Here is a 20,447-nt window from a genome sequence, read left to right as displayed (position 1 = left end):
GATATAATATACGATGATATAATATACGATAAGTCGAACGGTGAGGTAGCATCCGTTCGACACCGTCTAGTACATAATATATTCAAGGAGGATGCGACATGGCTGGCCTGTATTTCGAGGAGTTCGAGCCGGGAATGGTCATCGACCACCCCACCCGCCGCACGGTCACCGAGGCCGACAACACGCTGTTCAGTGTGATGACGTTGAACCTGGCCCCGCTGCACCTGGACGCCGAGTACAGCAAGAACTCCATCTACGGGCAGCGCCTGGTGAACAGTCTGTTCATTCTCGGCTTGGTCTCGGGTATCACCGTGCCGGAGACCACGCAAGGCACCACCCTGGGCAACCTGGGCTTCGAGCAGATCAAGTTTCCCAAGCCGGTGTTCCACGGCGACACCATCCACGTGCAGACCAAGATCGAGAACAAGCGGGAATCCAAGAGCCGCAACGACTCCGGCATCGTAACCTTCCGCCACCTCGGTATCAACCAGCGCGACGAGGTGGTCTGTGACGCCCTGCGCGTCGGCCTGATGATGAAGCGTCCGGCCGAGCAGGCCTGATCCGGCCACGACGAACCAGCAACGAGGAGGACACGTCATGGTGGACGTTCAGCCTGCCGAGCAGCCGGCCTGGGTGCCCGATGCACAGATCCGTGAGCGCAGCCGTCTGCTCGCGGCGATGCGCGCCTGGGGATTCGGTGACGACGCCGCGGCGGTCGCCGAGCTCAACGAGCGAGCCATCGCCGAGCCCGAATGGTTCTGGCGGGCCGCGACGACCGACCTGGGCGTGAACTTCTCGGTCCCGTTCGACCGCGTCGTCGACGACTCGGCGGGCAAACCGTTCCCCCGGTGGTTCACCGGCGGTGGCGTCAACATCGCGCGGCTGGCCGCGCACCGGCACGCGCGAGGCCCCGCCGCCGATCGGCTCGCGGTGGTCTACGAGGGCGACGAGGGCGAGCGGCGCACGCTGACCTTCGCCGAACTCGACGCGCAGGTGCGGCGTTTCGCCGCCAACCTCACCCAGTTGGGTGTGCGGCGCGGTGACCGGGTGGTGCTGTTCATGCCGGTGGTGCCCGAGGCCGCGGTGGCCTTCCTCGCGATCGCGATGATCGGGGCCGTGTCTGTGCCCACCTTCAGCGGCTACGCACCGGACGCGCTCGCCACCCGCCTGCAGGATTCCGAAGCGGTGCTGCTGGTGACCGCCGACGGGACGACGCGGCGCGGTAAGCGGGTCGAGCTGAAGGCGACCGCCGACGCGGCGCTGGAGTCGGCGCCCACCGTGGCCAAGGTCGTGGTCATCCGGCAGCTGGGCACCGAGGTGCCGATGCGCGAGGGCCGCGACGTGTACTACGACGAGCTCGACGCCGATCCGGCCCCGGTGCCGACCGCCGACACCGAGTCCAACGACCCGCTGACCATCGTCTACACCTCGGGCACCACCGGTCGCCCCAAGGGCATCGTGCACTCCCACGGTGGTTTCGCGGTGAAGACGGCGGTCGACTTCGGTTATGGCTTCGACGTGCACGAGGGCGATGTCGTCTCCTGGATCACCGACCTCGGCTGGCTCGTCGGCCCCATGCTGATGACCGGTCCGCTGCAGTTGGGCGCGACGATCGTGATGATCGAGGGCCTGCCGACGCACCCCACCGCGCACCGGATGTGGGAGATCATCGAACGCAACGGTGTCACCGTCGCCGGTATCGCACCGACCGCGGCGCGTGCGCTGAAGGCGGCGGGTGAGGTCGTGACCCACGCGATGCCGAGCCTGCGCACCTTCGTGTCCACCGGTGAGGCATGGGACGAACCCACCTGGTGGTGGCTGTTCCAGGAGGTCGGCGGCGGCACCCGGCCCATCGTCAACTACAGCGGCGGCACCGAGGTCGGCGGCGGCATCCTCATCGGGTACCCGTTCCTGCCTGCCGCCCCGGCCGCCTTCACCGGCGCACTGCCCGGCGTGGACGCCGCGGTGTTCGGTGAGGACGGCAACCCGGTCGTCGGTGAGATCGGGGAACTGGTGGTACGCAACACCTTCCCCGGCATGACCCATGCCTTCTGGCAGGACCGCGAGCGCTACCTCGAGACCTATTGGAACCAGTGGGACGGTGTGTGGGTGCACGGCGACCTGGCCGGCATCGACGACCAGGGCATGTGGCGCATCCACGGCCGATCCGACGACACCATCAAACTGTCGGGTCGCCGGGTCGGTCCCGCGGAGATCGAGGCGGCGCTGCTGCGCGACAACCGGATCGCCGAGGTCGCCGTGATCGGCGTGCCCGACGAACTGCGCGGCCAGCGCGCGGTCGCGTTCGCCGTGCTGCGGTCCACCGGCCAGACACCGGAAGACCTGCAGGACACCGCGATCGGCAATGCGGGACGCTCGTTCGCCCCCTCGGTCGTCGTCGTGGAGAGCCTGCCCAAGACCAAGAACGGAAAAATCATGCGCCGGGCCATTCGGTCCCGGTATCTCGGGGCGCCGACCGGAGACATGTCCTCCCTCGACCCAGCCACCCCACTCGAAGCGATCCCCGTGTCCGCGGGCGACGAACAGGAGTAGCAATGACTGCCGCTACAGCGACCGACGACAACGTCGAAGTCGTCCGACAGGCCACGCGCGAGCTCGCGCGCAAGTTCGACAACAACTACTGGCTCGACAAGGACAACAAGCACGAATACCCCTGGGACTTCGTGAAAGCCTTCGCCGCGGGCGGCTGGCTGGGCGCGATGATCCCCGAGGAGTACGGCGGCATCGGCCTGGGCCTGAAAGAGGCCGCGGTCATGCTCGGCGAGATCTCGGCCTCGGGCGCCGGGATGAGCGGTGGTTCGGCGATCCACTTCTACGTCTTCCCGCCTGCCCCGGTCGTGAAGTACGGCTCGGAGGCGATGAAGCGCGAGTACCTGCCCAAGCTGGCCTCCGGTGAGATGTTGATGGCCTTCGGCGTCACCGAACCCACTGCGGGCGTGGACACTTCGCGCATCAAGACCAAGGCGACCAAGGTCGACGGCGGCTGGGTGATCAACGGGCAGAAGGTGTTCATCACCAACGCCCAGAACGCGCACAAGATTCTGCTGCTGGCTCGTACCTCGCCGCGGCGTGAGGACAAGCCGCTGTGGGGCATGTCGCTGTTCCTGGCCGACATGGACCGCTCCAAGATCACCGTGCGCGAGATCGACAAGCTGGGCCGTGCCGCGATCGACACCAACGAACTGTTCATCGACAACCTCGAGGTATCCGACGACCGGCTCGTCGGTGAGGTCGACAAGGGCTTCTACTACCTGCTCGACGGCCTGAACCCCGAGCGCATCGTGGTCGGCATGGAAGGCGTGGGCCTGGGTCGCGCCGCGCTGGAGATCGGCGCCGAATACGCCAAGAACCGCGTCGTGTTCGACCGTCCGATCGGTCAGAACCAGGCCGTGGCGCATCCGCTGGCCGATTCGTGGATCCGCCTGGAAGCCGCCGAGGGCATGATCATGCGTGCCGCGGAACTGTTCGACGCGGGTCTGCCGTGTGGTCCCGAGGCGGCCGCGGCCAAGTACCTCGGTGCTGAAGCCGGTTTCGAGGCGTGTGATCGTGCGTTCTCCACACTCGGCGGGTACGCCTATGCGAAGGAGTACCACATCGAGCGGCTGTGGCGGGAGGTGCGTCTGCTGCGTAATGCGCCGTTCTCCCAGGAGATGGTGCGCAACTACATCTCCCAGCAGGTGCTCGGCCTACCGCGTTCCTACTAGAAGGGGACATACCGATGACGGGACCGTTGGCGGGTGTGCGTGTCGTCGTGCTCGCAGGCATGGGGCCGGTGCCCTATGTGTCGATGCTGCTGGCCGACATGGGCGCCGACGTCGTCCGGGTGGTGCGGCCACCGCACCGTTCGGCGCGCGAGTTGAGCCAGACCGTCGGCCTGACCGAGGAGACCGATGTGGTCAACCGCGGTGTCGGGTCGGTGGCGGTGGATCTGAAGGATCTCGAAGGTCGCGAAGCCGTTCTGCGTCTTGCTGATTCGGCAGATGTATTCATCGAGGGCTATCGCCCCGGTGTCACCGAGCGGCTGGGGCTGGGCCCCGAGGTGGCCACCGCACGCAACCCCGGACTGGTCTACGTCCGGCTCACCGGATACGGCCAGACCGGTCCCCGCGCCAAGGACGCCGGACACGACATCAACTACGTCGCCCAGTCCGGCGCCCTGCACGCCCTCGCCTCCGAAGGCGGGGCGCCGCGGCCGCCGATCAACCTGCTCGGTGACTACGCCGGTGGCGGGGCGATCGGCGCGTTCGGCATCGCCTGCGCGCTGGTGGAGGCCGCGCGCACCGGCCGAGGTCAGGTCATCGACGCGGCGATGATCGACGGTGTGGCCGTGTTGACGGCCAAATTGCAAGGCTTGCGCGCCGCCGGGCTGTACTCCGACGAACCGGGAACCAACTTCCTCGACTCCGGTGCGCCGTTCTACGACACCTACCGGTGCGCCGATGGCCGGTACCTGGCGGTCGGCGCGCTCGAACCCGACTTCTACCGTGAGTTCTCGAGTCGGCTCGGTGTCGACACCACCGGCTGGCCGGGCCAGGACGACCGCGAACAGTGGCCGAGACTGCGCGAACTCATCGCCGACGCGGTGTCGAAGCGGACCCGCGACGAGTGGTGGCAGATATATCAGGGCACCGATGCCTGTGTGTCCCCGGTGCTCACCTTCGATGAAGCCGCCGAAGACCCCCACAACGTGGAACGCGGAGTATTCCACCGTGTTTCGGGAGTCCTGCACCCCGCGCCCGCGCCGCGCTTCGACCGGACGCCGGCCCGCACCCCGTCGTGCCCGCCCACCGGTCTCGGCGACCTCGACGACATTCTGGCGCGGTGGGCCACCGCCACCGCCACCCCCACCGGCGCCGACGCGGTGTCGATCAGCGAATGAGAGGACAACAAGTGCCCGGTTACGAGGAGTTCTCGTCGTTGACGATCGACCGCCCAGCCGACGGCGTGCTGCGGATCGTGCTCGACGGACCGAACCTGAATTCGGTCGGTGCCGAGGCACATCGGCACCTCGCCGACATCTGGCCGGTGATCGCTCTCGACGAATCGGTGCGAGCAGTCGTCATCCGCGGCGCGGGGAAGCGGGCCTTCTCCGCCGGGGGCAGCTTCGACCTGGTCGAGGCCATGATCGGTGACTACACCTCCCGCACACGGGTGATGCGTGAGGCGCGCGACCTGGTGCGCAACATCATCGAGGTGCCCCAGCCGATCATCTCCGCGATCAACGGCCCCGCCGCCGGCGCGGGTCTGGTGGCGGCGCTGCTCGCCGACATCTCGGTGGCCGGCCGGCGCGCCAAGATCGTCGACGGACACGTACGCCTCGGCGTGGCGGCGGGCGATCACGCCGCGATCTGCTGGCCGCTGCTCACCTCGATGGCCAAGGCCAAGTACCACCTGCTGACCAACGAGGTGCTCACCGGCGAGGAGGCCGAACGCATCGGCATGGTGTCGCTGTGCGTCGACGACGACCAGGTCCAGGACCGTGCCATGGAGATCGCGCAGAAGCTGGCCGCAGGCTCGCGGGCCGGCATCCAGGGCACCAAGATGGCGCTCAACGGCTGGTACCGGCAGGCCATGCCGATCTTCGACGCCTCACTGGGCCTCGAGTTCTATCACTTCGGTGGCCCCGATGTCGTCGAGGGCGTCGGCTCACACCGCGAGAAGCGGGAGCCCAAGTTCTCATGAGCACCGAACCCAAGCGTGCTCCGCTGGCCGGGGTGACGGTGATCGGCCTCGAACAGGCCATCGCCGCCCCGCTGTGCACCCGCCACCTCGCCGACCTCGGCGCGAGGGTGATCAAGGTCGAGCAGCCCGGATACGGCGACTCCACCAGGCATTACGACACGGTGGTCGGTGGCCTGTCGGCGCACTTCACCTGGCTCAACCACGGCAAGGAATCGGCGGCGCTCGACCTGCGTGCCGCCGATGACCTGGCGGTCCTGGAAGGGATGCTGGCCGAGGCCGATGTGCTGGTCAGCAATCTCGGCCCTGGCGCGCTGGACCGGCTCGGTCTGGGTGTCGACGAGTTGACGCGCCGGTTTCCCCGGCTGATCATCGTCGACATCTCCGGCTACGGCCGTGGCGGTCCGCTCGACCACAAACGCGCCTACGACCTGCTGATCCAGGCCGAGGCGGGTTCGTGCGCGATCACCGGTATTCCCGGACATCCGGCCAAGCCCGGTGTCCCGGTGGCCGACATCGGCACCGCGCTGTACTCGTACTCGGCGGTCCTGGCCGCGCTCTACGACCGTGAGCGCACGGGACGCGGCGCGGTCGTTCCGGTCGCGATGCTCGATGTGGTGTCGGAGATGATGGGCTTCGCGCTCAACCAGGTGCTGCACGCGGGCACGGAGCCGGTGCCGGTCGGTATGGGTTCGCCGATGATCGCCCCGTACGGCGCGTATCCGACCTCCGACGGGCAGACGGCGGTCCTCGGCACTACCAGCGACCGGGAGTGGCGGCGGATGACCGCGCTCATGGGCTGCCCCGAACTGGCCGAGGATCCGCGTTACCTGCACAACGACGACCGGGTCGCGCGCCGCGGTGAGGTCGACGCGATTATCGAACAGTGGTGCGTCACACGAACTCTCGTCGAGATCCAGGACGCCGCCGACAAGGCGGGTATCGGCAACGCGCGGCTCAACGGCGTGCGCGAGCTCGCCGAGCATCCCCAGCTGCGGGAACGCGGCCGGTGGCGCGAGATCGGGACTCCGTCCGGACCCGTACCGGCCTTGCTGCCGCCGGGGACGGCACGGGACTGGCCGGTGACCAACGGTTCGGTGCCCGCGCTCGGCGCCCATACCGACGCCATCCGGGCCGAATTCGCGCCACGGGGCGCCCAGCCGAGCGAGACCTGATGGACCTGCCGCGCGTCACCCCGCCGACCAGCCTGAAAACTACCGCCGTGCAAGAGATTCGGCGGCGGATCTTCGCGGGTGAGCTGCGTCCCGGCGACAAGATCGACCAGGACGAGATCGCGGATTCGCTGGGAATCAGCAAGCTGCCGGTGCGCGAGGCGCTGATCGCCCTCGAACTGGAGAGCATCGTCGACATGCCGCCCCGGCGTGGGGCGTTCGTCGCCCCGATGACGCGCGACGACGTGCGCGATCACTACTGGTTGCTCGGCGTGGTCTCGGGGCTGGCCGCCGCCCGCGCGGCCACCCGGATACCCGCGTCCTCGCTCGACACGCTCGGCCGGATCCTGGACCGGATGACCACGGCGTCGAGCCGCGACCGTGAAACGCTGAACTTCGAGTTCCATCGCGTAATCAACCGCGCGAGCGGGTCCCGGCGTCTGCTCACCGAACTCAAAGTGCTCGGCAGCGCGGGCCCGCACGGTTTCTACGAGACCCACGACGACTGGCCCGAGACCGCCGACCGCGATCACCGCGAGATCCTGGCGGCCCTGCTGGCCCGGGATGTGGCCACGGCTCGCGCCGTCACCGAGGAGCACTTCCTGCACGGTGGTGCCCGGGCGGTGCACATGCTGGAATCCCGCGGCTTCTGGAGATGATATAATATTTTATGCGTGAACTAGGGAAGGGTAGGCATGAGCCTCACAGCGGATGAGCGGCAGATGGTCGATCTGGTCGCCGACTTCGTCGATCAGCGGGTCAAGAACCGCGTGCGCGAGTTCGAGGAAGACGATATCTACCCCGAGGAGTTCATCGAGGAGATGAAGAAGCTCGGCTTCTTCGGTCTGCTCGCGCCCGCCGAATTCGGTGGTGTCGACGTGAGTACCGCCTGTTTCGCCGGGGTCACCGAACAACTCGCGCGCGGCTGGATGAGCTTGGCGGGCGCCATCGGCGGCCACTCGGTGATCACCTACCTGATCAAGACCTTCGGCACGCCCGAGCAGAAGTCGAAGTACCTGCCGAAGATGGCCGAGGGCGCGATCCGGGCCACGATGGCACTCACCGAGCCCGCCGGCGGCAGCGACCTGCAGGCCATGCGCACCGTCGCCGTGCGCGAGGGCGACCAGTGGTCCATCAGTGGTTCCAAGACCTGGATCTCCAACGCCGCGCACTCGGGTCTGATCGGTCTGCTGTGTATCACCGACCGGGACGCCGAGCCCACCCACAAGGGCATGAGCGTGATCCTGGTCGAACCCGGTGACGGGATGATCATCTCCAAGAAGCTGCCCAAGCTCGGCTACCGCGGTGTCGAAGCCTGCGAGCTGGTATTCGACGGCCGCAAAGTCGGCGACGACGCCATCCTGGGCGGCGTGCCGAACCTGGGCTGGAGCCACATGATGCGCGGCCTCGAGGTCGGGCGCATCCAGGTCGCCTCGCGTGCGCTCGGTGTCGGCCAGGCCGCACTCGACGCCGCCGTGCGCTACGCGCAGGAACGCGAGTCCTTCGGCAAGCCGATCTGGAAGCACCAGTCCGTCGGTAACCTGCTGGCCGACATGGCGACCAAGCAGCGCGCCGCCCGCCTGCTGACCCTCGACGCCGCCCAGAAGCTGGACGCGGGGGAGCGCGCCGACATGGAGGCGGGCATGGCCAAGCTGTTCGCCTCCGAGACCGCGATGCAGATCGCGCTCGACGCGATCCGCGTGCACGGTGGCTATGGCTACTCCAAGGAATACGACGTGGAGCGCTACTTCCGTGACGCGCCGCTGATGATCGTCGGTGAGGGCACCAACGAGATCCAGCGCAATGTCATTGCCGCACAGCTCATCGCGCGCAACGCGATCTGATCGGAGTCAGCGAATGTCAACACTGCGCCGGGCGGCGATCGTCGCACCCACCCGCACCCCCGTCGGCACCTTCGGCGGTTCCCTGCGTGACGTGCCCGTCGAGGACCTGGGCGCCACCGTGGTGAACGCGGTGATCGAGCGCTCCGGGATCGATCCCGAGCGCATCGATGATGTCGTGTTCGCCCAGTCCTATGCCAACTCCGAGGTGCCGTGCGTCGGTCGCTGGCTGGCCCTGCACGCCGGACTGCCGATCTCCGTGCCCGGCATGCAGCTCGACCGGCGCTGCGGCGGTGGTCTGCAGGCTCTGGCCACCTCGGCGATGATGGTGCAGACCGGTGCCGCCGATGTGGTGCTGGCCGGCGGGGTCGAGTCGATGAGCCGCATCGAGTACTACTCGACCAGTACTCGCTGGGGTGCCCGCGCGGGCACTGTGCAGCTGTTCGACCGGCTCGATCGCGGCCGCGAACGCTCCCAGCCCGTGGCCAGGTTCGGCAAGATCTCCGGGATGATCGAGACCGCCGAAAACCTTGCGCGGGACTACGGTCTGATGCGGGAGGAGGCCGACTCCTTCGCCGCGCGCAGCCACCAGAAGGCGGCCGCCGCCTGGGCGGAAGGGCGCTTCGGCGACGAGGTGGTTGCGGTGACCGTACCGCAGCGCAAGGGCGATCCGGTGGTCTTCGCCGCCGACGAGGGGATCCGCCCGGAATCCACGCCTCAGACCCTGTCGAAGCTGCGCACGATCATGCCCGACGGCACCGTCACCGCGGGCAACTCGAGCCAGCAGAACGACGCCGCCGCGGGGCTCCTCATCGTCGCCGAGGACCGACTCGACGCGCTCGGCCTCGAACCGATCGGCTACCTGACCGGCTGGGCGGCCGCGGGCTGCGAACCCTCCCGGATGGGAATCGGCCCGGTTCCCGCAGTCGCGAAACTCGCCGCGCGCCAGGGCACCGATACCGTCTCGCTGCTCGATTCGATGGATCTCGTCGAGGTCAACGAGGCGTTCGCGGTCCAGGTCCTGGCGGTCCTGGAAGGCTGGGGCTGGCGCGATCACGACCGGCTCAATGTCAACGGGTCCGGCATCTCGCTCGGCCACCCCATCGGCGCCACGGGCGTGCGCATGGTCACCACCTTGTTGCACGAACTGCGCCGCCGTGGCGGCGGCCGAGGTCTTGCCACGATGTGCATCGGTGGCGGTCAAGGTATGGCCGCCACCTTCGAGACCGCCTGATCACCGTTCAGGTACCGATTGTGCCCCGGCGAACCGAACAGGCCCGCCGGGGCACAGTCATTCGGGACGACAAGAACGAAGCAGGTCGTTAACCGATGAAACCTGACAAGCGATCACCACGCCCACAAGAACCGGATGTCCGGTTGATGGTCCAATTCGCCACCATCCGGATGGAATTCGTGGCCTGCCTGACCGCCGCGCTGGTCTTCGTCCAGGATGTGGCAGGGCGTCATCCCTGTGACGTCACGGTCGGGGCCGTCCATTACGCGGACCTTCCCCGGCTACCGAATGAACGCCTGTACCTGCAGCCCTGAATACCGAAAAGCCTGGCCGTGCCTTGAATACCAGGCCCGACCAGGCTTTCGATCCACTCAGGCGCGCAGAAGCGCGGCGAACTCCGTGACCGGGGTGGCCGGATCCCCCGCGTTGATCGCCGTCAGCAGGGCCTCGCTACGTTCGGCACCCAGATCAGCGACGGTGAGGTCACGGAACTTGGCGTTCAGGTCCGCCTGCGTCATCGGGTTCTCCGCGGTGCCCCGAGGGTTGTCGACGAAGACGTGCTCGGTGGAGCCGTCGCGGTAGGTGACTGTGATGTCGGCGATCCAGCGCCCCGGGTATCCGGCGTCGAGCTCGGTGTCGACCTCGATCTTCACCCGCCGCGCCATCTCGGCGACCTCGCTGCCCTCGCCGAGGTCCAGTCTCCCGGCCATGTAGTCGTGGTGGGCACGGAAACCGTTGCCACGGCCCAGGATCGCCAACGCGAACTGGAACGGCAGACTGTATTGCAGGTGCTCGATGATCTGCGGTGCGTAGGCGTTGGCGTTCTGATTGCCGATGATCACGTCACCGCCGGACTGGATACCGAGCCGAATGGACTCGACCTCGGATGCCCGCGCGGTCAGCTGCTGGGCGCCGTCGATATAGGCGTGGTTGATACCGCAGCAGCAGTACGGCTTGATCCACACGCGGGTGATCTCGAAAGAGGCTGTCGGGGAGAATAATTCGGCGGTGCCCTCGGCGACGGGGCGGCCGACGAAGGTGCGGTAGAAGCCCTTGCCGCCGCTGAGGAACGTGGTCGGGCCGGTGATGCCGGCCGCCGCCATCTCCGCGGCGCGAATACCGTTGCGGGTACCGATTCCCGAATGCAGCCGTTTCACCGAGCCGCCCGTGGATGTGTACTCGGTGGTGCCCGAGCTGTGGCTCATCGCGATCGACAGCGCGTGCACGGTGCGCTCGGCGTCGAACCCGCGCATCTTCGCGACCACGGCTGCGGCGCCGAACGCCGACAACACACCATGCGGATGGAAGCCGCGCTCGAGCAACTGCGGCGCGGCCAGGACGCCGATCCTGGTGTAGACCTCGTACCCCGCGACGATGCCAGTGATAACCTGCGCCATCGAGGCACCGAGCTCCTCGCCGACGGCGATGGCCGCCGAGACCACCGCGCTGCCGGGGTGGCTGGAGCTGGAGCGGTGGGCGTCGTCGTACTCGAAACCGTGCCCGTAGGTCGCGTTGACGAAAGCGGCGTCGGCCGCACTCATTTCGTCACCTGACGCGGTGACGTGGGCGGAACCGGGGGCGTGCGCGGCCCGGGTCAGCTCGAGCACCGCCCGGCTCCACGGCAGCGACGCGCAGCCGATCTGCACGGCCAGCTGGTCTTGCATCAACCGACGGGCGCCGGCCAGCGCCTCGGCCGGGATCGAGTCGTACTCGAGGTCGGTGACCAGCCGTGCGACGGCGGATTCCAAGGGGGGAAGAGGAGGCATGGAGAACCTTTCGGAAGTGGGGGTCAGGCCAACGTGTCGAGCAGGGGCTGCGGCAGGCCGTAGGACTTGCATTCGATGTAGGCGTCGAAACCCTCGAGCCCGGCTTCGCGGCCGATGCCACTGTTCTTGAAGCCGCCGAGCGGAGCGAAGAAGCCGGCGGGGGTGCCGTTGAGTTCGACGGTGCCGGTGCGGATGTGGCGAGCCACGGCTAGTGCGTGCGCGGGATCGGCGGCGAAGACCGAACCGTTGAGGCCGTAGTCGGAGTTGTTGGCGATATCGATCGCCTCGGTTTCGGTGTCGAAGGTGTGCACGGTCAGTACCGGACCGAACACCTCCTCCTGCGCGATCCGCGCGTCGGGGTCGACGTCGGCGAAGATCGTCGGCTCGATGTACCAGCCGCGGTCCAGGCCCTCGGGCCTGCCACCGCCGACGAGCACCTGGGTGCCCTCGGACCGGGCCTGCGCGATGTAGCCCTCCACTCGTTCCCGCTGCGCGCTGGTCACCAGCGGACCGACCTCGGTCGCCGGATCGAACGGGTCACCGACCGGCATCGATCCCACCATCTCGCGCAACCGGTCGTAGAGCTCGTCGCGCAGCGAACGGGCCACCACGATGCGGGTCTTGTTGCTGCACACCTGACCGGTGTTGCGCAGCGACAGCGCCCGGATCACCGGCACCACGGCATCGAGGTCGGCGTCGTCGAGCAGCACCGCGGCCGACTTCCCGCCGAGTTCGAGGGTGACCCGGCGCAGGTCCTGCCCGCAGATGGCGGCGATCCGGCGGCCCGCGGCCGTCGAGCCGGTGAACGAGACCTTGTCGACGCCGGGATGGCGGACCAGGTGTTCACTGACCTCGCGCCCCGCGACGACGATGTTCACCACGCCGTCGGGCAGACCGGCCTGCTCGAAGATCTCGGCGAGCAGATACGCCGACATCGCGGTCTCCGGCGAGGGCTTGAGCACGGCGGCGCACCCGGCCAGCAGCGCGGGCGCCAGTTTGATGATGGCGATCTGCAGCGGCGCGTTCCACGGCACCACCGCGGCCACGACCCCGACGGGCTCGCGGGTGACGAGTGCGTTGCCGGTGACCGAGCGGCGGATATCGGACCACTGGTATTGCGGGGCGAGTTCGAGGAAGGCGTCGAGCAACATGCGGGTGCCCATCGACTGCATCCGTGTCGACAGCGTGACCGGACACCCCATCTCGGCGCTGATCAGCCGCGCGACCTCGTCCTGCCGGTCCGCGAGGATCTCGCTCACGCGGGTGAGCACCGCGATCCGTTCCGTGAGCTCCATCCGGCGCCACGGGCCACGGTCGAAGGCGGCGCGAGCGGCGGCGACAGCGGCGTCGATATCGGCCTCGCTGCCCTCGGCGACGCGGGCGAGGGGTTGTTCGGTGGCGGGGGAGACGACCTCGAACGTGCGCTGCGTTGCCGGCTTCACCCACCCGCCGCCGATGAACAGCCTGTCGAACTGCCCCTGCCACAACTTCGTCTGAACACTCATGGGTAGACCTATCGTCCTCGTCGGCGATTGTTCCGGGTGGGAACTTCCTGGTCAGCGGTAATTTCGCGCGCAGCGCCTTTCGCGGCCCATGTGACCCGGCTCATGTAAAGTATATGATATAACTTAGCGCACAGGCCGGGGCTGCCGTACTCGCCGCCACTGCGCCTATTCTGTCGGCTGCCGTCGCGCGCCGATCGACCTTCGCCGGATGTGACCCATGGCACCGCGATGGGAAGATAATATATAATATGAGCACGTGACCAGAGGGAGACAGGCTATGGAGCACAGGCCGCTCGACGGAATTCGGATCCTGGAGATCGGGGGCTACATCTCGCTCCCGTTCGCCACCTCGATGTTGTGCGCCCTCGGTGCCGAAGTCGTGAAGGTGGAGCGCCCCATCGTGGGCGAGGACTTCCGCCGTCACCAGAACGACGCCAGCCCGTACTTCCGTCAGTACAACACCGGCAAGCGCAGCCTGGCCGTCGACCTCAAGCAGCCCGAGGGCATCGCCCTGGTGAAGGCGCTGATCCCGCGCTTCGACGTGGTGCTAGAGAACATGCGCCCCGGCAAGGTGGCCGCGATGGGCCTGGGCCCCGAGGTCTGCCGCGAACTACGCCCCGACATCGTCTACGGCTCGGTGACCGGCTTCGGCGCGGGCGGCCCGCTGGCCGGCCGGCCGGCCTACGACACCATCGGGCAAGCGTTCGGTGGCCTGTACTCCCTGTTCGGCGACGAGGGCCATCCCCAGCTCACCGGAGGCCTGAGCGCCGACCTGGTCACCGGGCTGAGCACCGCCGCGGGCGTGCTCGCCGCGCTGGTCGGCCGGTACCGCACCGGTGAACCCCAGCACGTGGAGACCTCCATTATGGAAGCGGTCAGCGTGCTTGTCACCGACGGGATCACCCAGGCCTTCGAACTCGGTGCCGACCCGACCCGGCGTAGCAGGCATCCGCAGGCGCAGAACTTCTGTGCACCGACCGCCTCGGGGGAGTACATCGCCGTGCACTTGTCTTCATCGCAGAAGTTCTGGCAGGCGCTGTGCCGCGCGATGGACCGCGGCGACCTCGCCGTCGACCCGCGCTTCGCGGAATACCGGCCCCGTGAGGCGAACTATTTCGAGCTGGCCGAGATCGTCGAGGCCGAATTCGAACAGCGCTCGTTCGCGGAGTGGGAGAAGCGGCTCACCGCCGAGGACGTGCCCTTCGCGCCGGTGCTGTCGATGACCGGATACGTCGAGCACGAACAGGTCGGATGGCTGCGCATGATCGAGCCCCAGGACGACGGGCTCGCGCTGCTGCGTCCGCCGTGGCGCTTCGCCGGCGAGCGGCCCGAGCGCCCCGGCGTCGCTCCGCGAGTGGGTGCGGACACCCGCGCTCTCGCCGGTGAGGTGTACCCGGCCGAGAAGGTCGACGAACTCGTGGCCGCGGGCGTGCTCTCGGTGGACGGCTGACCGGGGCGGCGGGAACGCGGGGGTCGGTTCGGGTCGGCGTCGCCGGCCCACACGACTCGGGCCGGTACGCGAAGACACTGTCGTCTTCACGTACCGGCCCGAGTGCTGTTTACGTAAACGTCAGGGCGGCAATGCTATTCGGCGGACCCAAGGACGCCCGCGGAACGCAACTCCCCGAGTTCACTGTCGCTGAGACCGAGGACTTCGGCGAAGACCTGTTCGGTATCGGCGCCTAGGGCGGCGGCCGGGCGCACCGGTCCGTACTCGCTGTCCTCGCGGATCGGGCTGTGCGCCGAGATGACCGGTCCGATACCTGGCTGGTCGAGTTCGGTCAGCACACGGCTGCCCACGCCCGCCTCGAAATCGGCCACCACCTCACTCATCCGGCGGTAGCGGCTCCACAGCACGCCCGCCTCGGTGAGCGACGCGCCCACCGCGTCGAGGGACAGGGCGGCGAACCAGGGACGCATCACCGCGGCGATGGTCTCGCGATGGATGTACCGGTGCGCCTCGTCGGCGAAGTCCACACCCAGGGTCTGTTCGAGCGAGGCGATCACCTTCGCCGTGCCGGTCGCCGTGCACAACGCCTGCCACTGACGCGGCGTGAGCGCGACCACCATGACGCGCCCCTCGTCGGCGGTGACGAAGTCGGCGCCGAACGAGCCGTACATGTAGTTGCCGTGGCGCGGGCGGTCACCGCGTTCCCGAACCTCGCTGAGCCACCCCAGATTCGCGACACCGGCCAAGGCGACATCGGCCAGCGCGATCTGCAGATGCGCGCCCTCGCCGGACCGTTCCCGACGGTGCAGGGCCGCGAGCAGCGCGGTGGTCGCGGTCATACCCGCGACCAGATCCCACGCGGGCAGCACATGGTTCACCGGGGTACGCGAATCGGCGGGCCCGGTGAGATCGGTGACGCCGACCTCGGTGTTGACGGTGTAGTCCACCGCGGGACCGCCACCGGCCCGACCACCGATGTGCACCTTGATAACGTCGGCGCGGCGGTCCGCGAGCGCCTCGTAGGAGAACCACGGCCGCCCGACCGCGTTGTCGACGATGATCCCCGCGTCCTTGCCGGGCGCGGTCGCCAGCGCCAGCACCAGTTCCCGGCCCTGCTCGCTGCGCACGTCCACCGCGATCGACTGCTTGCCCCGGTTGAGCGAATTCCAGTACAGGCTTTCGCCGTTGCGCTGAGCGACCGGCCACCGGCGGTAGTCGGGCCCGCCGCCGAGCGGGTCGACCCGGATGACCTGCGCGCCGAGCTGGGCGAGGGTCATACCCGCCGACGGTCCCGCCACGAAACTGGCGAACTCGACCACGCGCAGGCCCGCCAGCGGCTGCCCGCTCACCCGTGCGCCACCGGGGAAACGTCGACCAGGCCTGGAATCTGCATCGCACTACTCCTTCGTCCGCGGCGGACCGCTCCTCCTGCAATTGCAAATATAATATATGTTACTCCGGCAAGGGCGGAGTGCCCGCGCCACTATCGGCTCGCGTGGGGCCGGTCATCCTACGCATCGGGACGGGGGCGCGCCGGCCGCAGGGTGGGCCGCGGGTGGCCACGACATCGTGCTGAATCGAGCCGTCGGGGAAGTGCTGGACTACTCTCGATGCCGAGGCGGGGTAGTCGCACGCGCGTGGTTCGTCCGAGGGGGTCAGTTCGGGTGGTCCGCCGCGTCCCGTTCCGGGACCGGTGCCGACCACGAGGTGAGAATGCGCAGCTTCTCGTGGGAGGTCGTGCCCGGCTCGGCCGACCAGAGGACCAGCTGCTGTTCCGAATCGCCCGACGAGCTGAAAGTGTCCCAATTCAGGGTCATCTCGCCGACATCCGGGTGATGGAGCGTCTTGGAGCCGAACTCCTGCCGGGCCACGTTCCGTGCCGCCCACCACTGGCGGAACTGTTCGTCGGCGATGGACAGTTCGCCGACGAGCGCGGTGAGCTGGGGGTCGGTCGGATTGGCCGCGGCGTCCATACGGAGGATGGCGACGCACGTGCGCGCGACGCTTTCCCAGTCGTCGTACAGCGTGCGCATCGCCGGATCGGTGAAGACCATCCGCACATAGTTGCGCTGCCGGGGTGTCATCCGACCGAAGTCGGTGATCAAAACTGCCGCGAGGTGGTTCCAGGCGAGGACGTCGAGATAGCGCCCGAACACCAGGGCAGGTGTCTCGGTGAGCTGGTCGAGCAGACGCTGCAGCTGGGGGCGCACGGATTTCTGGCCTCGCTTGGCCGGGCGGCGATCGGAGCGCCGGACCAGGTTCTCGGCGTAGTCGCGCTGGGCGTCGTCCAGGCGTAGGACCCGTACCAGGGCGTCCAGAACCGGCTCCGACGGTGCGAGACGGCCCTGTTCGATCCTGGTGTAGTAGTCGTGGCTGATCGCGGCCAAGTCCGCCACCTCCTCGCGGCGCAAACCTGCCACCCGGCGCGCGACGGCGCTGTGCACGCTCAAGCCCACGTTCTCCGGACTGAGTTCGGCACGCCGTGCTTTCAGGAATCCACCTAGCTCGCGAAGGTGGGGCGCTCTCTCGGTCATCTCTCCACGATATGCCCGTCGGTGTGGCCGTACCTGGGACAAATTCTTCCCACGTCGACCGGAGAATCGTCGGCATCGCCGCAAAGGCCGAGGAACCAAGCAGATATTGTGTATAAAATACAAGTGCGCTCGGTCACAGACGACCGGGCGTCGACCGCATGTTCAGGCGGCCGGGACAAGGTGGTGTTGAGTATCCATGACTGTATTGCAGGCTTACCGGGATTCGACTCGACCGGACATCGAGTCGGCGTGGGCCCGATCGCGGCTCCACGGCATCCGTGAAGACGCGATGCCGCCGTTCGACCTCGCGAGCAGAAATGCCGACAGCTTCCTCGCGCGAGCGGCGAGCCCGGTCCTGCGCCGGGTCGCGAGTGAGCTCGAAGGCACGTCGGTGGCGCTGGTGCTCGCCGATCAGGCCGGCCGGGTGGTCGACATCCACGGCGCCGCCCGATCGATCCGCCGAGCGGTGTCCGATATCGGCATCGTGCCGGGTGTCGAGCTCGGTGAAGACCGCATCGGCACCAACGCGCTCGGCACCCCGCTGGAAACCCGGCGCAGCCTGCTCGTGCGCGCCGACGAGCACTACCTGGCACTGTTTCGCGGATTCACCTGCTACGGGCATCCGATCTTTCATCCGGTGACCCGCCGCCTCGAAGGTGTGCTGGGGATCGGCGCCAAAACCAGTGCGGACCACCGGTTGTCGGCGCTGCTGGCCCGCCGCATGGTCCGCGATATCGAAGAACGGCTCCAGCGCGATTCCCCCCGTGCGCAGAGCAGGTTGATGAGCGCCTTCCAGGCGGCCTCGAGCCGCCGTGGCCGGGCCGTCGTCGTCATCGGCGACGGACTGGTCCTCGCCACCCCCGCCGCGGTCGACCTGCTCGAACCGGCAGACCATGCCGCGTTGCGCGCCTGCGCCGAAGCCGTGCCCGTCGGCGGTCAGGACAGCCAGGAACTCGTCCTGTCCTCCGGCCGTGCGGTGCGTTTGGCCTGCCGGTCGATCGACGGAGCCGATGGGGTGCTCGTCGACATCACCCAGGAGTCCGGTGTTCGACGTGTCAGGGTGGCCTCGGACCGGATGCCGCTGTGGCCGCTGCTCGTGGTCGGTGAGGCGGGGACCGGCCGAACCACCGAGGCGCTGGGCTTGGTCGGCCCCGCGGCCCGCACACTCGACGCGACCGACATCGTGCTCATCGGTGACAGCGCGTGGGCCGCCCAGCTCGGCGAGACGCTCGCGGGCGGCGGGCCCCCGGCGATCATCGAGAACATCCAGCTGCTCTCCGAGCAGCTCACCGCGTTGCTCGCACAGCGATTGCGGGAAACCACCCGCGAAGTCGTGCTCACATCCACGCCTGGCGAACACCTCGATGCCGTACACGCTCCGCTGCGTGCGCTGTGCAACGACCGCAGGGAATTGGTTCCCCTGCGTAGGCGCAGGCACGAGATCCCGGGGCTGGCGCAGCAGATGCTGACCGAGGTCACGGGCCACACCGGGACCCGGTTCACCGCCGAGACGATGCGAGTACTCGCGTCTCAACCGTGGCGGGGCAACCTGGCTGAGCTGCGCCGGGTCGTGGAAGTGGTGGCGAGTGTCCGATCGGCCGGCGACATCATCCCCACCGATCTGCCTGCCTCGCACCGCGGTGGTCAGGTGCCCGGCTCGCCGATCCGCGAGGCCGAGCGGGAGGTCATCATAGCGGCCCTCGAAGCTGCCGGTGGCAACAAGCTGCAGGCCGCGCGTGCGCTCGGCGTCAGCCGCTCCACCCTCTACAACCGCATAAGGGCATTGCGTATCGCGTGAAAGCTGTACCGGGCGTGGCATGTCCAGATAGTTGGACATGCCACGCCCGGTGCTCTCTCTACTGTCGATGTCACCGGTCGAGGCCAGCCGGACCGGGATGCGAAAGCCCCGCGCGTGTAGGGGGCGAGCGGGGCTTTTCGTAGGGCGAAAACGGTGACGCTGTAGCCGATCACGGGGGACAGGATCTCAACGCGCGACGCTGCCGCGCAGCCAGTACGCGACAGCTTCCGCACGGTTCGCCGCGCCGAGTTTGCGCAGGATATGGGTGATGTGGGTCTTGACCGTGGCCTCGGAGATCGCCAGGTCGCGGGCGATCTGGCGGTTCGCTCGGCCCGCCGCCAGCAATTCGACGACGTCGAGTTCGCGCGGCGAGAGCGCGGGGCCCTCCGGGTGGGAGGCGCCGGCGGTCGCGGAGGCCGTCAGTCGATCCAGTCCACTGCGCAGCGCGGTCACGCCGTCGAGCAGGTTCGCGCCCGCCAGTGCGTGGCCCAGACCCGCGGCGAATACCGCGAGCATCGCCCGCGCCGTCGCGTCGGCTTCGCGCCGCTGGAAGTAGTAGTCACCGTGCACCAGTCCGACGACCGCGCCGTTCAGGGTGAGCGGCGCGACGGCGTAGGAACTGCAGTGCGTCATCTCCACCAGCGGCCGGACGACGCGAGGATTGTGCTGAACATCGAAGACGAGCCCCGGCCGGGCCCGCTGCACGATGTCGCTCTCGACCAGATGGCCGTCGAGGGTCGGTGAGGACTCGCGTCCGGTCGCCAGAATCGCGTCGGCCCAGGGCTTGTCGTCGACGACGAACATGGTGTGCAGGTGCCACCGCTGTCCTTCGGTGGTCGACACGAGCGCGCGGTCGAAGCCCATCGCGCCCATCGCTTCCGCGGCCCGGCTCAACAAGTCGTCGACACCGCGCGCGCCGTGTAATCGCGCGATCGCCTGCGCGGCCATCCGCAGGTGGGTGGCCGAGCTCGCGGCGTCGGCCGCGGCCAGGTCGGCCTCGGCGGCGCGAATGCGGGCCAGTAGCGCGGTCGTTCGCTGGATATCCGCGTGATCTGTGATGTCGGACAGTATCGCGACGGCCTCGTCCCACAGCTGCGCGAGCAGGCGCTTGGCCGCCTCGGGGGAGTGGGTGCCGGGCGGCTGGATCCGGCGCCCGAGGACCTCCGACGCTTCGGTGGTGACGGCGATGAGCTCGGCCTCGACCGCGACGTCGCCGCTGGGTGTCCTCATGTCGATTACCACGTGTCAACTCCAGTCCTCATACCACTTCCAAACGGAATATGCAATATATCGTGCGATCGCGCGGGGTGCGTCCGAATCGTGTCCGAAACTCTGATGTCGCATCAACCGTTGGTTGCAGCACTGTAGACCCTTCAGCTGATCGAGGGTCGATCTTCTAGTGAGCACGACACCGCATATTTAATATTTCGCACAGTTCGCCAGAGTG

At 68.0% G+C, this 20,447-nt stretch carries 17 protein-coding genes; 12 read left to right on the top strand and 5 right to left on the bottom strand.

Annotated elements, in window-relative coordinates; genetic code table 11:
* Positions 1 to 98 precede the first annotated feature (98 nt).
* From ACZ6DL_RS18405 to ACZ6DL_RS18360, 10 genes are all read left to right on the top strand, one after another.
* On the top strand, positions 99 to 560 hold the full coding sequence (locus tag ACZ6DL_RS18405; protein ID WP_067488553.1) for a MaoC family dehydratase: 462 nt from the start codon (positions 99 to 101) through the stop codon (positions 558 to 560).
* 37 nt (positions 561 to 597) lie between these two features.
* Complete coding sequence (locus ACZ6DL_RS18400) at positions 598 to 2,553, top strand: AMP-binding protein (protein WP_466052505.1); 1,956 nt, start codon at positions 598 to 600, stop codon at positions 2,551 to 2,553.
* 2 nt (positions 2,554 to 2,555) lie between these two features.
* Positions 2,556 to 3,725 (top strand): acyl-CoA dehydrogenase family protein, encoded by a 1,170-nt coding sequence (locus ACZ6DL_RS18395; protein WP_195152290.1) that lies wholly within the window; start codon positions 2,556 to 2,558, stop codon positions 3,723 to 3,725.
* 14 nt (positions 3,726 to 3,739) lie between these two features.
* Entirely contained in the window at positions 3,740 to 4,900 is a 1,161-nt protein-coding gene (locus ACZ6DL_RS18390) for a CaiB/BaiF CoA transferase family protein (RefSeq protein WP_466052502.1), read from the top strand.
* A gap of 11 nt (positions 4,901 to 4,911) precedes the next feature.
* Positions 4,912 to 5,703, top strand: a complete 792-nt coding sequence (locus ACZ6DL_RS18385) for an enoyl-CoA hydratase/isomerase family protein (RefSeq protein WP_466052697.1) — start codon at positions 4,912 to 4,914, stop codon at positions 5,701 to 5,703.
* Entirely contained in the window at positions 5,700 to 6,875 is a 1,176-nt protein-coding gene (locus tag ACZ6DL_RS18380) for a CaiB/BaiF CoA transferase family protein (protein WP_466052500.1), read from the top strand. The genes ACZ6DL_RS18385 and ACZ6DL_RS18380 overlap by 4 nt, the downstream gene beginning before the upstream one ends.
* Entirely contained in the window at positions 6,875 to 7,531 is a 657-nt protein-coding gene (locus tag ACZ6DL_RS18375) for a GntR family transcriptional regulator (RefSeq protein WP_466052498.1), read from the top strand. Before ACZ6DL_RS18380 ends, ACZ6DL_RS18375 begins: the two co-directional genes overlap by 1 nt.
* Before the next feature lie 36 nt (positions 7,532 to 7,567).
* Positions 7,568 to 8,716 carry an acyl-CoA dehydrogenase family protein gene (locus tag ACZ6DL_RS18370; protein ID WP_466052496.1) on the top strand — a complete coding sequence of 383 codons (1,149 nt, stop codon included), beginning with the start codon at positions 7,568 to 7,570 and terminating at the stop codon, positions 8,714 to 8,716.
* 13 nt (positions 8,717 to 8,729) lie between these two features.
* Positions 8,730 to 9,947 carry an acetyl-CoA C-acetyltransferase gene (locus tag ACZ6DL_RS18365; protein ID WP_466052495.1) on the top strand — a complete coding sequence of 406 codons (1,218 nt, stop codon included), beginning with the start codon at positions 8,730 to 8,732 and terminating at the stop codon, positions 9,945 to 9,947.
* A gap of 95 nt (positions 9,948 to 10,042) precedes the next feature.
* Positions 10,043 to 10,261 (top strand): hypothetical protein, encoded by a 219-nt coding sequence (locus tag ACZ6DL_RS18360; protein ID WP_466052493.1) that lies wholly within the window; start codon positions 10,043 to 10,045, stop codon positions 10,259 to 10,261.
* Positions 10,262 to 10,318: 57 nt separating this feature from the next.
* On the opposite strand, the gene ACZ6DL_RS18355 is transcribed toward ACZ6DL_RS18360, so the two are convergent.
* Positions 10,319 to 11,713, bottom strand: a complete 1,395-nt coding sequence (locus tag ACZ6DL_RS18355) for an MmgE/PrpD family protein (RefSeq protein WP_466052492.1) — start codon at positions 11,711 to 11,713, stop codon at positions 10,319 to 10,321.
* A gap of 23 nt (positions 11,714 to 11,736) precedes the next feature.
* Entirely contained in the window at positions 11,737 to 13,218 is a 1,482-nt protein-coding gene (locus tag ACZ6DL_RS18350) for an aldehyde dehydrogenase (protein ID WP_466052490.1), read from the bottom strand.
* Positions 13,219 to 13,495: 277 nt separating this feature from the next.
* Here ACZ6DL_RS18350 and ACZ6DL_RS18345 point away from each other — a divergent pair, with 277 nt between their 5' ends.
* On the top strand, positions 13,496 to 14,668 hold the full coding sequence (locus ACZ6DL_RS18345; protein WP_466052488.1) for a CaiB/BaiF CoA transferase family protein: 1,173 nt from the start codon (positions 13,496 to 13,498) through the stop codon (positions 14,666 to 14,668).
* 134 nt (positions 14,669 to 14,802) lie between these two features.
* Here ACZ6DL_RS18345 and ACZ6DL_RS18340 read toward each other — a convergent pair whose 3' ends face one another.
* Together ACZ6DL_RS18340 and ACZ6DL_RS18335 are read right to left on the bottom strand one after the other, a co-directional pair.
* Complete coding sequence (locus ACZ6DL_RS18340; protein WP_466052486.1) at positions 14,803 to 16,017, bottom strand: CoA transferase; 1,215 nt, start codon at positions 16,015 to 16,017, stop codon at positions 14,803 to 14,805.
* 306 nt (positions 16,018 to 16,323) lie between these two features.
* Positions 16,324 to 17,202 carry a helix-turn-helix transcriptional regulator gene (locus ACZ6DL_RS18335; protein WP_466052484.1) on the bottom strand — a complete coding sequence of 293 codons (879 nt, stop codon included), beginning with the start codon at positions 17,200 to 17,202 and terminating at the stop codon, positions 16,324 to 16,326.
* A gap of 196 nt (positions 17,203 to 17,398) precedes the next feature.
* Here ACZ6DL_RS18335 and ACZ6DL_RS18330 point away from each other — a divergent pair, with 196 nt between their 5' ends.
* Positions 17,399 to 19,000 (top strand): sigma-54-dependent Fis family transcriptional regulator, encoded by a 1,602-nt coding sequence (locus tag ACZ6DL_RS18330; protein WP_466052482.1) that lies wholly within the window; start codon positions 17,399 to 17,401, stop codon positions 18,998 to 19,000.
* A 186-nt stretch (positions 19,001 to 19,186) separates the two neighbouring features.
* Here ACZ6DL_RS18330 and ACZ6DL_RS18325 read toward each other — a convergent pair whose 3' ends face one another.
* The gene (locus ACZ6DL_RS18325; RefSeq protein WP_466052480.1) at positions 19,187 to 20,230 is read right to left on the bottom strand and encodes a helix-turn-helix transcriptional regulator; all 1,044 of its coding nucleotides are present in this window, start codon (positions 20,228 to 20,230) and stop codon (positions 19,187 to 19,189) included.
* Positions 20,231 to 20,447 lie beyond the last annotated feature (217 nt).

Source organism: Nocardia sp. NPDC041819 (assembly GCF_055590505.1).
This window is presented reverse-complemented; position numbering and strand designations above follow the sequence as displayed.

Bases quoted from the DNA above. Each gene is read 5' to 3' on its own strand.
- ACZ6DL_RS18355 (WP_466052492.1), bottom strand. From the start codon at position 11,713: ATGCCTCCTCTTCCCCCCTTGGAATCCGCCGTCGCACGGCTGGTCACC.
- ACZ6DL_RS18365 (WP_466052495.1), top strand. From the start codon at position 8,730: ATGTCAACACTGCGCCGGGCGGCGATCGTCGCACCCACCCGCACCCCC.
- ACZ6DL_RS18380 (WP_466052500.1), top strand. From the start codon at position 5,700: ATGAGCACCGAACCCAAGCGTGCTCCGCTGGCCGGGGTGACGGTGATC.
- ACZ6DL_RS18405 (WP_067488553.1), top strand. From the start codon at position 99: ATGGCTGGCCTGTATTTCGAGGAGTTCGAGCCGGGAATGGTCATCGAC.
- ACZ6DL_RS18395 (WP_195152290.1), top strand. From the start codon at position 2,556: ATGACTGCCGCTACAGCGACCGACGACAACGTCGAAGTCGTCCGACAG.
- ACZ6DL_RS18345 (WP_466052488.1), top strand. From the start codon at position 13,496: ATGGAGCACAGGCCGCTCGACGGAATTCGGATCCTGGAGATCGGGGGC.
- ACZ6DL_RS18390 (WP_466052502.1), top strand. From the start codon at position 3,740: ATGACGGGACCGTTGGCGGGTGTGCGTGTCGTCGTGCTCGCAGGCATG.
- ACZ6DL_RS18335 (WP_466052484.1), bottom strand. From the start codon at position 17,202: ATGACCGAGAGAGCGCCCCACCTTCGCGAGCTAGGTGGATTCCTGAAA.
- ACZ6DL_RS18330 (WP_466052482.1), top strand. From the start codon at position 17,399: ATGACTGTATTGCAGGCTTACCGGGATTCGACTCGACCGGACATCGAG.
- ACZ6DL_RS18325 (WP_466052480.1), bottom strand. From the start codon at position 20,230: ATGAGGACACCCAGCGGCGACGTCGCGGTCGAGGCCGAGCTCATCGCC.
- ACZ6DL_RS18370 (WP_466052496.1), top strand. From the start codon at position 7,568: ATGAGCCTCACAGCGGATGAGCGGCAGATGGTCGATCTGGTCGCCGAC.
- ACZ6DL_RS18360 (WP_466052493.1), top strand. From the start codon at position 10,043: ATGAAACCTGACAAGCGATCACCACGCCCACAAGAACCGGATGTCCGG.
- ACZ6DL_RS18375 (WP_466052498.1), top strand. From the start codon at position 6,875: ATGGACCTGCCGCGCGTCACCCCGCCGACCAGCCTGAAAACTACCGCC.
- ACZ6DL_RS18350 (WP_466052490.1), bottom strand. From the start codon at position 13,218: ATGAGTGTTCAGACGAAGTTGTGGCAGGGGCAGTTCGACAGGCTGTTC.
- ACZ6DL_RS18400 (WP_466052505.1), top strand. From the start codon at position 598: ATGGTGGACGTTCAGCCTGCCGAGCAGCCGGCCTGGGTGCCCGATGCA.